Annotated in this window: 12 protein-coding genes; 8 read left to right on the top strand and 4 right to left on the bottom strand. The window is 41.4% G+C overall.

Going from position 1 to position 13,054, the window contains the following annotated elements; genetic code table 11:
- Positions 1–332: 332 nt before the first annotated feature.
- Positions 333–2,225, top strand: coding sequence for a peptidylprolyl isomerase (ppiD, locus tag PMAL9190_RS10080; protein WP_087845083.1), 1,893 nt, complete (start codon positions 333–335; stop codon positions 2,223–2,225).
- Between the two features lie 135 nt (positions 2,226–2,360).
- Positions 2,361–2,657 (top strand): ComEA family DNA-binding protein, encoded by a 297-nt coding sequence (locus tag PMAL9190_RS10085; protein ID WP_087845084.1) that lies wholly within the window; start codon positions 2,361–2,363, stop codon positions 2,655–2,657.
- Between the two features lie 61 nt (positions 2,658–2,718).
- Here PMAL9190_RS10085 and rrtA read toward each other — a convergent pair whose 3' ends face one another.
- Positions 2,719–3,276 carry a rhombosortase gene (rrtA, locus tag PMAL9190_RS10090; RefSeq protein ID WP_235004340.1) on the bottom strand — a complete coding sequence of 186 codons (558 nt, stop codon included), beginning with the start codon at positions 3,274–3,276 and terminating at the stop codon, positions 2,719–2,721.
- A 10-nt stretch (positions 3,277–3,286) separates the two neighbouring features.
- Between rrtA and PMAL9190_RS10095 the strand changes: the two genes are divergently transcribed.
- The 3 genes from PMAL9190_RS10095 to PMAL9190_RS10105 all read left to right on the top strand — a co-directional run bounded on the left by PMAL9190_RS10095 (position 3,287) and on the right by PMAL9190_RS10105 (position 5,059).
- On the top strand, positions 3,287–3,895 hold the full coding sequence (locus tag PMAL9190_RS10095) for a tRNA-uridine aminocarboxypropyltransferase (protein ID WP_087845085.1): 609 nt from the start codon (positions 3,287–3,289) through the stop codon (positions 3,893–3,895).
- Between the two features lie 367 nt (positions 3,896–4,262).
- Positions 4,263–4,532, top strand: a complete 270-nt coding sequence (locus PMAL9190_RS10100) for a type II toxin-antitoxin system TacA family antitoxin (protein ID WP_060997300.1) — start codon at positions 4,263–4,265, stop codon at positions 4,530–4,532.
- A complete protein-coding gene (locus tag PMAL9190_RS10105) occupies positions 4,529–5,059 on the top strand; it encodes a GNAT family N-acetyltransferase (RefSeq protein ID WP_087845086.1) in 531 nt (176 codons plus the stop codon). The genes PMAL9190_RS10100 and PMAL9190_RS10105 overlap by 4 nt, the downstream gene beginning before the upstream one ends.
- 343 nt (positions 5,060–5,402) lie before the next feature.
- Here the strand turns inward: PMAL9190_RS10105 and PMAL9190_RS10110 are convergent, their stop codons facing one another.
- The 3 genes from PMAL9190_RS10110 to PMAL9190_RS10120 form a co-directional block, all read right to left on the bottom strand.
- Positions 5,403–6,770 carry an anti-phage deoxyguanosine triphosphatase gene (locus PMAL9190_RS10110; protein WP_087845087.1) on the bottom strand — a complete coding sequence of 456 codons (1,368 nt, stop codon included), beginning with the start codon at positions 6,768–6,770 and terminating at the stop codon, positions 5,403–5,405.
- Positions 6,770–7,354 (bottom strand): 5'-deoxynucleotidase, encoded by a 585-nt coding sequence (gene yfbR / locus PMAL9190_RS10115; RefSeq protein ID WP_087845088.1) that lies wholly within the window; start codon positions 7,352–7,354, stop codon positions 6,770–6,772. Before yfbR ends, PMAL9190_RS10110 begins: the two co-directional genes overlap by 1 nt.
- 147 nt (positions 7,355–7,501) lie before the next feature.
- Positions 7,502–8,716 carry a pyridoxal phosphate-dependent aminotransferase gene (locus tag PMAL9190_RS10120; RefSeq protein WP_087845089.1) on the bottom strand — a complete coding sequence of 405 codons (1,215 nt, stop codon included), beginning with the start codon at positions 8,714–8,716 and terminating at the stop codon, positions 7,502–7,504.
- 362 nt (positions 8,717–9,078) lie between these two features.
- Here PMAL9190_RS10120 and PMAL9190_RS10125 point away from each other — a divergent pair, with 362 nt between their 5' ends.
- From PMAL9190_RS10125 to menH, 3 genes are read left to right on the top strand one after another with little or no spacing between them, the layout of a single operon-like run.
- Positions 9,079–10,452 (top strand): isochorismate synthase, encoded by a 1,374-nt coding sequence (locus tag PMAL9190_RS10125; RefSeq protein ID WP_087845090.1) that lies wholly within the window; start codon positions 9,079–9,081, stop codon positions 10,450–10,452.
- The gene (menD, locus tag PMAL9190_RS10130; RefSeq protein WP_087845280.1) at positions 10,452–12,182 is read left to right on the top strand and encodes a 2-succinyl-5-enolpyruvyl-6-hydroxy-3-cyclohexene-1-carboxylic-acid synthase; all 1,731 of its coding nucleotides are present in this window, start codon (positions 10,452–10,454) and stop codon (positions 12,180–12,182) included. Before PMAL9190_RS10125 ends, menD begins: the two co-directional genes overlap by 1 nt.
- On the top strand, positions 12,166–12,981 hold the full coding sequence (gene menH, locus PMAL9190_RS10135; protein ID WP_087845091.1) for a 2-succinyl-6-hydroxy-2,4-cyclohexadiene-1-carboxylate synthase: 816 nt from the start codon (positions 12,166–12,168) through the stop codon (positions 12,979–12,981). The genes menD and menH overlap by 17 nt, the downstream gene beginning before the upstream one ends.
- Positions 12,982–13,054 lie beyond the last annotated feature (73 nt).

The raw sequence follows: 13,054 nt of genomic DNA on the forward strand, positions 1-13,054 counted from the left end.
TTGATGCGCTTTTTTTACTTATAATAAGCCTAATCAATAGCCCTTAATGCCGCATACTGAGTAAGGTATGCATTTGAGGGTTGTTTAATTGCGTTTATGTAACAATTATCAGTGCTGCATGTGGCTTATCAGTCACAGGTTATCTATATTGATAAGACTAGCTTAATTAAGACTTAGCTTATTGATATATAGCTGTAGCTATTCAGTTGTTGTTATATAACATGTAGTAAATAGTATGGTGCGGTCATCATGGTGATGCCGTTAGCATTGTGCATAAATTTGATAGTAGTTCGAAACCGAGCCAGATCGAACAGTAGGAGAGACGGCAGATTATGATGGAGCGATTGCGCGAAGGCGCTAACAGCATCTGGGTTAAGATTATTCTAAGCCTAATTATTTTATCTTTTGTATTTGCTGGCGTCGGCAGTTATCTGGCGAGTGGTAATGAGCAAGTTGCAGCAAAGATTAACGGTAAAGAGATTAGCCAACGTCAGTTTGAGCAAGTTTACCAAAATGAACGTAACCGTATGCAACAGCGTATGGGCGATTACTTTTCAACTTTGATGAGCGATCCTGCTTATGTGAAGCAATTCCGTCAAAGTGTATTAGATCGTATGGTCAATGATGAACTGATTCAACAGCGTGCGGATAAGCTTGGTCTTAGTGTTAGTGATGCACAAGTTAAGCAAGAAATTCTAGCGATGCCTGCGTTTGCTGTTGATGGCGTATTTAATAACGAGCAATACAACATGGCATTACGTCGTGCTGGCTTTACACCTGATCAGTTTGCAGAAACGATCCGTAAAGACATGCTACGTCAACAGTTCTTATCAGCATTACAAGGCAGTGATTTTGTCTTGAGTGATGAAGCCGATGAGTTGCGTAAACTTGAGTCACAACAACGTGTTGTTCGTACATTAACGCTAAACCTTGCTGATTTTACTAAGAAAGTAAAAGTAACAGAGCAAGAAGCACAAGATTTTTACGATCAAAATCCGAACTTGTTCACTCGACCTGCACAAATCAAAGTATCTTACCTTGAATTATCAGGTAAAAGCTTAACCAAAGATATCAAGGTTTCTGAGCAAGCAGCTGAAACTTACTATAAAGATCACCAAGCTAAATTCAGTACTGCAGAAGAGCGTGAAGTTAGCCATATCCTAGTGACAGGTGATAACGCAGCTGCAAAAGCGAAAGCAGAAGCATTACTTGCGAAGCTACAAAATGGTGCTAATTTTGCTGAAGTTGCTAAGCAATCATCGGATGACACATTCAGTGCTAAAGATGGCGGCAAACTAGAATGGTTCACTAAAGGCACGATGGATCCTGCGTTTGAAAAAGAAGCATTTGCTCTTGCAAAACCTGGTGATATGTCTGGCCTTGTGAAATCTTCATTTGGTTACCACATTATTTTACTTGATGGTATTAAACCTGGAAAAGTGAAGCCATTTGCTGATGTAAAAGCGCAAATTGTTGCTGAATTACAACAACAGCAATCCGCTGACGAGTTCTATAAGCTGAAAAGTAAGCTAGCAGAAGTTGCGTTTGAATCACCAGATTCATTAGATGCTGCTGCTGAAGCTGTGAAGGCAAAAATTGTTCACACTGATTACATCACGCCAGCCGCAGAAAAAGGTGTGTTAGCTAATAAACAAGTTCAAGAGACATTACAAAGTCCAGAAGTACATGATGATGGTATGAACTCAGATGTGATTGAGTTAGGCCCAGAGCATGTGATTGTGGTACGTGTTGATGATGCTCGTGCGCAAGCTGTGTTGCCATTTAAAGAAGTTAAAGCAAAAGTGGATGCGATGGTTGCAAACCAAAAAGGTGAGCAGCAAGCACAAGCTAAAGCAGATGAAATCATTGCTGACTTACAAAAAGGCAAAACCGATATCGTTACTAAAGATGGCTTAAGCTTCTCTAGTGAACAAACGATTAATCGTTCTGGTCCAAATGCAAATATTTCAAATGTTGCATTTAGTCTACCTAAACCAACCGCTGGTAAAGCAACTTATGGTATGGCTCGTGATAACAACGGTAACGTTGAAATCATTGCGCTGGATAAAGTTGTTAATATGAAGTTGGCTGGTGATAAAGTAAATAGCCAATTTGAACAGCAGATTGAGCAAATGTTTGCTCAAGAAGATCTTGCTGCAACACTAAAAACGTTGCGTGAATCAGCAAAGATTAGCTACCCAATGCAAGATTCATCGAAAGATTAATTGAAACTGTAATGTAAATAGACGAGCTGTCTGTGCAGCTCGTCTTTTTTTTGGCTTTAAATTGTCTTAGTGACTATTAATATATGTGTTTTATTGCGTATGGTTTCTTTTCTTTCAATAAAAAAAGGAATGAAGATGACTATAAAATATCAGCTGTTTAAAGCCATGGTTGTTGCCGGCACATTAGTATTAGCGCCATTCAGTTATGCTAATCCAGATCAACATAAGGGGATGGATATTATCGTTAATATTAACGATGCTAATGCAGAGCAGCTTGATAAATTACTGGTAGGGATTGGACCGGATAAAGCCGAAAATATCATTCAATATCGAATTAAGTATGGCAAATTTGCAACGGCTGATGATCTTGCAAAAGTGAAAGGGATTGGTATGTCAACAGTTGATAAAAATCGTAATCGGATTAAGTTGTAGCTTATCAATAAAGCGATGTTAACGGTGACGACAGGTGTGAAGCTGTCGTCATTTTTATCACTTATATGCTGAGATGATGGCTTTTTTTCGGAATAAAAAACGCCATAATAGCCCCTGAAATAGCACCGATTAAGTGGGCTTGAGTTGCCACTTGTACACCAATTAATTCCGCAGAGCTGGCTGAGCCACCAAAGCATTGTTCCCAGGCGATTTTAATAATTAAACCTAACAGTAATAACCATCCACCTTTGGTTTTAGTTTGAATATCTCGTACTGCGCCCCAAGCAAATAATCCGTGTAACACGCCTGAAAACCCGGCATACCAGCTAATCTGAGTCGCAAACAGCCCTAGCCCAATAATAGAGCTTAGGACAAGAATTAATAGGTTATAACGACGAGCAGTAAAGTGGGCACGAAAAATAAAGCTAATAATAGTAAATGCACCAGCATTCATAGCAAGGTGAATCCAATTGGTATGGGTAATATTTCCTGTTAGGATCCGCCATACCTCGCCATTAAGTATAGCTTGGCGATCCCATACTAGCAGTGGCTGTAGTGGTGGGATTTGAGCAATAATTCCTATAATTAATGCGATAATAATGTAATTGCGAATAGACAAGGCAACCTCAATGAGTCGGTATTGTGAATACTGTGGTAAGGCAAAAAAGGCCTGTATTTGCCACTGGATCGAAAACATCACAGCAACAACAGAAATTTGGATTTTACAGCATCCATCAGAAATTAAACGTGCAATAGGTACTGCAAGAATCTTATCACTTTCTCTACCAAATAGCCGACTTTGGGTGGGAGAAGATTTTTCTGAACATGATGAGCTTAACAGCTTACTCGCAGAGCCTGAACGTGATGTGTATGTCGTCTATCCTGGTGAGGGATCTGTGCCGATATCAAGTGTGGCAGCGACAGTAAATAAGCAACGTATACAAACTGTTATATTATTAGATGGTACGTGGAAAAAAGCCTATAAAATGTGGCAGCTAGCGACTAACTTACACCATTTACCGCTAGTGAATTTAGACAATGCCGACAATGGTAATTATCGCATTCGAAAATCGCCTAAAGATCAGGGCGTATCAACGGTAGAAGCTGGCTATTTAGCCTTGTCTGCGTTTGAAGCCGATACTGATAAGTTTACGCCGTTGCTAACCACCTTTAATCACATGATAGATTTTCAGATCAAGCAAATGCCTCAAGGGGTGTTTGAGAAGAATTATTTGTGAGTAAATAGGCAAGAGCAGGGGCGAAAACCACAGCAATACTATAATTTCAACAACTTACGCAAAAGCTAACTGGAAGTTTTCTCTGCTAACTTATTAATAATAAGTCTACATTGAAATTAGTTGGCTTTTCTAAAGGGAACGCAAAATACTGAGCTGTTTATTTCTGCTCTTTTAAGTTTTGTCTTAGCCTCTATATACACAAATTTTGATCTGCGCACTTAGTCAGCGTTTTTCGCTATTTATGGCAGTCGTTATACTCACAAAGTTAAAAATCAAATCCGTATCATCTCCGTACAAATTGCATTTTCGTTGTTTAAATCCTATACTCAGATTAATGACGGAATTGCTCCGTACAATTGGAGGTTTTATGGCTACTGCAAGACTTGATATTCGTTTGGATGAAGAAATCAAAGCTAAGGCTGAGAAAGCATCAGCTTTACTTGGTTTAAAAAGCTTGACTGAATATGTTGTTCGTTTAATGGATGAAGATTCTACTCAGGTAATTTCTAAACATGAAAGCATTACTGTCGAAGCAAATGTATTTGATCAATTCATGGCAGCTTGTGAAGAGGCTAAAGCTCCGAATCAAGCATTACTTGAAGCTGCTGCATTTACTAAAAGTGGTGATTTTAAGTGAGTTATTCCAAAACTTTCAAAGAATTGGATAAATCACAGCACGATAGAACATCATTTGACTGTGGGGAAAAAGAGTTAAATGATTTTATCCAAACTCAAGCTGCTAAACATATGCAAGCAGGTATTAGCCGTACAATGGTTTTGCCTGCTTCAGTGCCATTACCAAATCAAAAATATCCAATTTGTTCATTTTATAGTATTGCGCCAAGTTCAATTAAACGTGATACGTTACCACAAGCGATGGCTAAAAAATTACCGCGTTATCCAGTTCCTGTTTTCCTTTTAGCTCAACTTGCAGTTCATAAAGAATTTCATGGAAGTGGGATAGGTAAAGTTAGCTTAATCAAAGCTCTTGAATATCTTTGGGAAATTAACTCTCACATGAGAGCCTATGCCATAGTTGTTGATTGTTTAACTGAACAAGCTGAGTCATTCTACGTAAAATATGGGTTCGAGGTTCTTTGTGAAATTAATGGACGTGTAAGAATGTTCATTCCGATGAAAACAGTTGGTCAGTTATTTACTTAGATATATTAATTGTGGGTTTGTTTTGCTGGCATCTAGACTGATAACCGTTGTAATTTGGTTGCACCGATAAGAGCTACCGTTGAACTGACAAGTTTTAAACCCCACTGACATCATCCACAAAAGACGAGGTTGCGAGTTACGAGGAAGGGCTGAAGCTAGGCAAGAGCAGGGGCGAGTGACGAGAAAAAGCAGAAGCAAGTAACGAGAATTTAAGACACTCTCATTTTTGGTACTTGACTATGAGTGGAGGGTAACAAGAATGTTGCCCCTCTCGCCTCTCGCCTCTCGCCTCTCGCCTTTCGCCTCTCGCCTCTCGCCTCTCGCCTCTCGCTGAACCCCGATCCTATACCCCGTGTCCTTCGTTACCTATTTCCAGCGTAATCGATGGTTGAAATAGGGTATTGTATAGTCGCTGCGAAAAGCCATCGGTCATGCTGGAAATATAATCAGCAATGATCCGCATCTCATTGTCACCTTTGTCGACTGCACGCTGCCAATGTTTACGCGTCGCTTCAGGTAATAACCGCTCAGGATCCGATGCAAAGGCATCAAATAACTCCATGATTAATTGTTGGCCTTTATATTCTAATAACTGAAACTCTGGCTTTTTAACCACATAATCACTGACAAACTGTTTGAGTATGTTAAGGGTATTTTCCATCGCTGGTGATAGATAAGCGTTCCATTTTAATAGTGGCTCTTCAAAACTGTTGATGCCATCTTGTAGCGTTGGTGCAATTTCAATGGAGGTTAGAAGCGCATTAACCAGTGCGCCAATGGCATCTTTTCGTTGGTGGTGACTGGCAAACATATGATCACTAATTTCACTGATGCGCTGTTCTAACCACGGATCACCACACTCAGCAATTTTCGATGCTACCGCTTCTTGCCATTGTTCACGGTTAACTATCCCCATCACAATTGCATCTTCTAGATCATGGACACCATAAGCAATATCATCTGCCAGTTCCATAATTGAACAATCAAGTGATTTAAAACGTGTTTTATGGTGCTGATGCGGTTGATGGCTATGAGTGCGCATTTGCTGAAACAGCTGGCGATCATGATGTGAGAGTGGTGCTAATACCCAATCAAATACCGTTTGATCATCATCATAAATACCTTTTGCTGGGTGCCATTGTTTGGCTTTTAGATGACGAAAGTTGATCACGTCATCAGGTCGTTCTGAAGCGGTAGTTTGACTCAGTAAAGCGGGATATTTAAGTAGCCCAAGCAAAGTACGTCGTGAAAGGTTCATGCCGTAATGTTCTGTGTAAGGCTCTAATAGGGTGACGATACGGAACGTTTGTGCATTACCTTCAAAACCACCGTGATTACGCATCATATAATTGAGAGCGACTTCTCCACCGTGTCCAAATGGTGGATGACCAATATCGTGCGCTAAACAGATACTTTCCATTAAGCTGGTTGAAGAGAGTAACGAATGAAATTGGGGCTGTTTTAATTTTAATTGTGCCACAATCCCGGTACCTATTTGTGAGGCTTCAAGGGAGTGGGTGAGACGAGTTCGATAAAAATCATGGTTACCCGCGCCATGGACTTGGGTTTTTGCTTGCAAACGTCTAAATGCGGCTGAGTGCAGAATGCGAGCGCGATCACGCTGGTAAGCTGAGCGGTGATCATTGCGGCGCATTTTTTGTTCATCGCTGTGCCGTTGTTGCCAACAAGGGTCAATAATAAAAGCGGTCATTAGCTGATCTCATCTAAGGTTAAATTAAAACTATCAGCAAAAGTGGCTAAGAAATAATCCATTTCTGGCGTTCTACGTGCAACTAAGGTTTCTTCGAGACGTTTTTTTGCTTTAGTAAATTCATGATTGCCTGCACTTAATTCCTCTAAGCATTTTAGATAAGCGCATAAGGTATCAGCCTGTTTGACGAGCGCTGCATGCTCAGGATCAAGTTTGTGGCTATCGAGTAGTGGCGCATAATCATCATGGAATTCTGCAGGTAGCATTGACAGTAATTTTTGCTCGGCAGCAAGCTCGATCTTTTTATATTCTTCTGCAATGGTGGGGTTGAAGTATTTTATTGGCGTTGGCATATCGCCGGTAATAACTTCACTGACATCATGAAACATGCCTAATAACGCGATCCGTTCAGGATTAACATTGCCACCGAATTTACGGTTTTTGATTAATGCCAATGCATGGGCGACGAACGCCACTTGTAAGCTGTGCTCTGAGATGTTTTCAGTCTCAACGCAGCGCATTAATGGCCAACGTTGAATTAACCGCATCCGTGCTAGGTGAGCAAAAAAATGGCTTTTTTCCATGGGAGTGTTCCCTCATAGCGAAATACTGATAAGTTGAGTATACCAAGTGTCTGGATGTGATAGGGCAATTACTTGGTTATCATATTGCTGCTGATAAATAAAAGCCTCGAAGATTCGAGGCTAATGTTATGTCGTTAACGATTGTCGTTATTGACGATAGGTATGCAGGAAGCGCTCAAGGCGAGTCATTGCTTGTTCTAAGTCATCAATACGCGGTAACGTCACGATACGGAAGTGATCTGGCTGTTTCCAGTTAAAGCCTGTTCCATGAACCACGAGCACTTTTTCTTGGAGTAAGAAGTCCATCGCAAAACGCTGATCATCAACAATGTTGAACTTTTTCTGATCTAATTTCGGGAATAAATATAACGCCCCTTTGGGTTTTACACATGAAATTCCCGGTATTTGCGTCAATAAATCATAGGCTTTATCGCGTTGTTCAAGTAAACGCCCGCCAGGTAAAATTAATTCGTTGATACTTTGATAACCGCCCAGTGCGGTTTGAATCGCGTGCTGCATCGGCACATTGGCACACAGTCGCATTGAAGATAGCATCTCTAGGCCTTCAATGTAGCCTTTGGCTTTATGCTTTGCACCTGATAACACCATCCAACCAGCACGGAAACCACACACGCGGTATGACTTAGATAGACCATTGAAAGTAATGCAAAAAACATCGGGTGCTAGCGGTGCGATTGAGGTGTGTTTAGCACCGTCATAAAGAATTTTATCGTAGATTTCATCGGCAAAAATGATCAGATTATGTTGACGAGCGATTTCAACGACTTCAAGTAAAAATTCACGACTGTAAACGGCACCGGTAGGGTTATTCGGGTTGATCAGTACGATGCCACGCGTATGTGGACCAATCTTTTTCTTGATATCGTCGAGATCAGGGTACCAATCCGATTGCTCATCACAGGTATAATGCACCGCCGTACCACCAGAAAGTGATACTGCTGCTGTCCATAACGGATAATCAGGTGATGGCACTAGGATTTCGTCTTTATGATTAAGCAGTGCTTGCATCGCCAGCACAATTAACTCTGACACTCCATTACCGATAAACACATCTTCAACATCGATGTCTAATAAGCCACATTTTTGGTAATGCTGGACCACGGCTTTACGGGCTGAATAAATACCTTTTGAATCACAGTAGCCTTGCGATGTTGGTAAGTTACGAATTACATCAACCAGAATTTCATCAGGGGCATCAAACCCAAATGGCGCTGGATTGCCAATATTAAGTTTAAGTATTTTTTGGCCTTCTTCTTCCATGCGCTTGGCGTGCTTGAGAACGGGACCACGTATGTCATAACAAACATTATTGAGCTTGGATGACATCCCGAAATTTTGCATATAATACTTTCCTGATGATAATTTTTGGTATCCCCACAAATTACACTATAAAACTGGTTTAAAGGAACACCTTTTAGCACAAAATTTGGAAAAATAGTGTTTTGTGTTATATCGAACCCATCGAGAGGAGGATATTACCTATAATTACAGTTAAGGTTCAGCTATTTGTGCTGAAATATCGCCAAAAGGAATGATGTTACTTCATTAGTCAGATGCTATTGAGTGAGGTAGAATATACCCATCATTCTTCTTTGCTGATAATCAATGATTTACCTTTCAATAGGTAAGCGTTGAAATAATGACTATTCTTAGCAAAGAATCGAGTATGTCCATGATTGGCATATTTTATCTTTCAGCCAGGGATGAGCCGTATTGGTGATATTGAGCTGAGCGAGGTTATCTTGACTGCGTTACAACAAGCCGTTGAATTATTGGTTGCTAAAATTAAACAAGCATCAATAACAACACAACGATTACGAGTAAAACTAGAACTACCTGCAAACACTGATTTAATAGATTGGATGAATGCACAACCGTTATTTCCTAAATTTTATTGGCAATCTCGCGATAGCCGTGAAGAAGTGGTGGCGTTAGGGCAGATCAAAACGTTTACTGATCCATTAACCGCAGAAAAGGTCATTAGTAATGATCAGCGTGTGTGGGGTGGGCGTTCTTTTGATGGTCATACCGATCGTAATCGTCGTTGCCTGTCCTCTTTTTTCTTTTTGCCATTACTTGAAATCATTCGTATGGATGGTGAGTGGCATCTTGCGGCAAACATGAGTGACGATAAGCCACGTATGTTAGCGATGCTGAACAAAATCGCTACCAACCCTGAAGTGGTTGCTGATATTAACAGTCGAATTCTAAGTCGCAGCTATAGTCCTGATTATGCTGGGTGGTCAACCATGATTGATCAAGCACTAACAGGTATCGCAAATGATGAATTTGAAAAAGTAGTATTGGCTCGACGAACAACATTACAGCTAGATCATCCCGTACAGCCAGCTCAATTACTAAAAGCAAGTCGTGCTAGTAACAGTAATAGCTTTCATTTTTTGATGGCCTTAGATGAAGAGCATTGTTTTATTGGCTCAACCCCTGAACGATTATTTCAACGTCATGAGCGCGCATTACAAACTGAAGCACTAGCGGGTACGATTGGTCGCGGTGTCGATGTTCAAGAAGATCAACAATTAGCCCAGTGGCTATTAACCGATACCAAAAACCGCTATGAAAACCGCTTAGTGGTGGATGATATTGTTGGACGTTTAGTGCCGCAATGTGAATCAATGAATGTTGCCCCTGTGCCTGAACTGGTGCAATTGCGTAAAGTGCAGCATTTAAAACGCAGCATTGATGGTCAACTCAACGATACTGTATTTAGTGCTAATTTGCTTGATAGCTTACAGCCAACGGCAGCGATTGCAGGTTTACCCCGCGATGCCGCCTTAAATTTTATCTCTGAGCACGAACCATTTGCACGGGGTTGGTACAGTGGCGCGGTAGGCTATATTGGTCAAAATCACAGTGAATTTTGTGTGGCTATCCGCAGTGCAATGATCAGTGGTGATGATTTGTATTTATTTGCTGGTGCTGGCATCGTGCCGGGTTCGGTGGCGGATAGTGAATGGAAAGAGCTTGATCGTAAAACATCAACCTTATGCAGTTTGTTTGAACAGCCAGATGCTGGTGATGATAATATTATGGATAATATGGGATACAAAAGCGCATGATGCAGCTTTCATTAACAACGAGTCAGTCATACCGTGCAGCATTAAATGGGTGCTGGGCAAGTTTAATGTTAGAAGAGCTAGTTAGGCTTGGAGTACAAGATGTTTGTATTGCTCCTGGATCTCGTTCAACACCTTTAACTTTGGCGGCAGCAAAATTACCTCAACTGACTATTCATACCCATTTTGATGAGCGTGGTTTAGGCTTTTTAGCTTTAGGATTAGCCAAAGCCTCTCAAGCTCCAGTTGCTGTTATTGTTACATCAGGTACTGCTGTTGCCAATTTATTGCCAGCTGTCGCTGAAACCGGCTTAACGGGCGAAAAATTAGTCTTATTAACCTCTGATCGCCCCGCTGAGTTGATTCAGTGTGGTGCTAATCAAGCAATTCGTCAGCATGGTATTTTCTCCAATCATGTCAGCCATTTTTTAGATATTCCAAGCCCAAGTTTAGACATCGAGCCTAATTGGTTACTGTGTGCGATTGATGATGTGATGCAACAACAGCAACTTCGTGGTGGTTCAGTCCACTTTAATTGCCATTATCCAGAGCCTTTATATGGTGATGATGTTGATTTTAGTGAGTATTTAAACCCCGTTGCGCAGTGGCAGCAAGATCAACGTCCATACTGTGATCACCAAGCGTTACTTGCCTCGACAACCGCCACCATTGATCACTCTCTGTGGCAATCATTGTGTGCTCAAAAAGGGGTTATAGTTGCTGGTCGAATGGCAGCGAATGAGCTCAATGTGGTGCAACAATTAGCGACGGTATTAGGGTGGCCCTTGCTGGTGGATCCGCAAGCGGGTGGCAGTAGTGCTTATGCTGGTTTTGATGGTTGGTTGCAAAATACAGCCTGTCAGGACCATCTTCAGCAAGCACAAGTGTTATTACAATTTGGTGGTCGATTAGTCTCAAAGCGTTTATTGCAGCTGATCGGTCAGCATTCGTGGCAGTCTTTTTTACTGGTTGATCCATTAGCGGGGCGATTAGATCCCAATCACCGTCGTAGTCAACGTATTCAAGCTAATATTGAAGCATGGGCGCAAGCTGCGATTGCTATCACCACTGAATCATTACACGCACAATGGGCATTACCGTTAGCAACAGCATCTGAGCACTATTTTGATATAGTTTCTGCTCACAGTACGCCGTTTTCTGAGTTGGGCTTAGCGGCTAATGTCATGCAGTGGATAGCCCCGCAAACAGAGCTGTTTTTGGGTAACAGTATGATTGTGCGCTTATTAGATATGTGTGCTCAATTACCGTTAACTGCGACATTTGCTAACCGCGGTGCATCAGGTATCGATGGTTTAATTGCGACTACCGCAGGGGTGCAACGCGCACGCAAAGCTCCGTTAGTGTGTTTGATTGGTGATACCTCGTTACTCTATGATCTCAATTCATTGGCGTTATTAAAGCAACAGCAATACCCGCTTGTTATTATTGTTACCAACAATGATGGTGGCGGTATTTTTGATATGCTGCCGGTGCCTACTCAACAAAAAGATGATTTTTATCGCATGCCACATGGGTTTGAGTTTAGTCATGCAGCAGCGATGTTTGGTTTAAATTATTGTGCACCGACGTCATTAGCCGTTGCTGAAAACATCATCCGTGAAGGCCAACGATATGCGGGAACAACCTTAGTTGAGATTAAAACCCCTGCAGGTGAAGCTGGGGAGATGCTAAAAGTGCTATTTGATGAGGTTAAGCATGCTACTTTACTCTGAAACCTTTGGCGTTAAAGCGCAGGCTTCTCAGCCGACATTGGTTTTTCTGCATGGTCTCTTAGGTAATGGGCGTGATTGGCGTTATGTGATTAGCCAACTTGCGCCAACCTATCAATGTATTACCATTGATTTACCGGGTCACGGTCTAAGTGCATTTGTTAATGCAGACATGACGACAGAGGCGATTGATGGTGGCTTTGAAGCTATTCATCAAGCATTGACGGCAACATTGGCTCAGCGTGGCGTTGAAGATTACGTGCTGATTGGCTACTCAATGGGGGCGCGATTGGCCATGTATCATGCGTGTGCATTAGCCTCTCATTCAACATCATCAACAGACTCACCACGATTAATCAAAGTGTTACTTGAAGGCGGGCATTTCGGCTTGGCGGTTACTGAACGTAAACCTCGTTACGTACATGATCAACGTTGGGCGGCACGGTTTGCTCAGCAGCCATTAGTTGATGTATTACACGATTGGTATCAACAACCTGTTTTTGCTTCACTGACCCTTGAGCAGCGACAAGCACTGGTTGCTAAACGAAGTGATAATTTAGGCTCTGGTATTGCGCAAATGATGTTAGCAACCTCATTGGCTAAACAACCGCAGTTATTACCTCAATTACAACAGCTTGCTGTTCCTATTCACTACCTTTGTGGCGAACATGATACTAAGTTTTGTCAATTAGCATCAACGTCTGGTTTGAAGGTTACAGTAATAGAAAATGCAGGTCATAATATTCACATTGAACAACCGACTGCTTTTACAACAGCATTATTAGATTTTATTGATAAATAATACTGTGATGTAACTGATAGCGACTCTGTTTTTGGCTAGAGTGTTTGGTTAATACGTCTCTGGCATCATATAA

Source organism: Photobacterium malacitanum (assembly GCF_900185615.1).
GTDB classification, from domain to species: Bacteria; Pseudomonadota; Gammaproteobacteria; order Enterobacterales; family Vibrionaceae; genus Photobacterium; species Photobacterium malacitanum.

Coding starts and splice junctions, on each gene's coding strand:
- ppiD (WP_087845083.1), top strand. CDS start 333: ATGATGGAGCGATTGCGCGAAGGCGCTAACAGCATCTGGGTTAAGATT.
- PMAL9190_RS10085 (WP_087845084.1), top strand. CDS start 2,361: ATGACTATAAAATATCAGCTGTTTAAAGCCATGGTTGTTGCCGGCACA.
- PMAL9190_RS10095 (WP_087845085.1), top strand. CDS start 3,287: ATGAGTCGGTATTGTGAATACTGTGGTAAGGCAAAAAAGGCCTGTATT.
- PMAL9190_RS10100 (WP_060997300.1), top strand. CDS start 4,263: ATGGCTACTGCAAGACTTGATATTCGTTTGGATGAAGAAATCAAAGCT.
- PMAL9190_RS10110 (WP_087845087.1), bottom strand. CDS start 6,770: ATGACCGCTTTTATTATTGACCCTTGTTGGCAACAACGGCACAGCGAT.
- yfbR (WP_087845088.1), bottom strand. CDS start 7,354: ATGGAAAAAAGCCATTTTTTTGCTCACCTAGCACGGATGCGGTTAATT.
- PMAL9190_RS10120 (WP_087845089.1), bottom strand. CDS start 8,716: ATGCAAAATTTCGGGATGTCATCCAAGCTCAATAATGTTTGTTATGAC.
- PMAL9190_RS10125 (WP_087845090.1), top strand. CDS start 9,079: ATGAGCCGTATTGGTGATATTGAGCTGAGCGAGGTTATCTTGACTGCG.
- menD (WP_087845280.1), top strand. CDS start 10,452: ATGCAGCTTTCATTAACAACGAGTCAGTCATACCGTGCAGCATTAAAT.
- menH (WP_087845091.1), top strand. CDS start 12,166: ATGCTACTTTACTCTGAAACCTTTGGCGTTAAAGCGCAGGCTTCTCAG.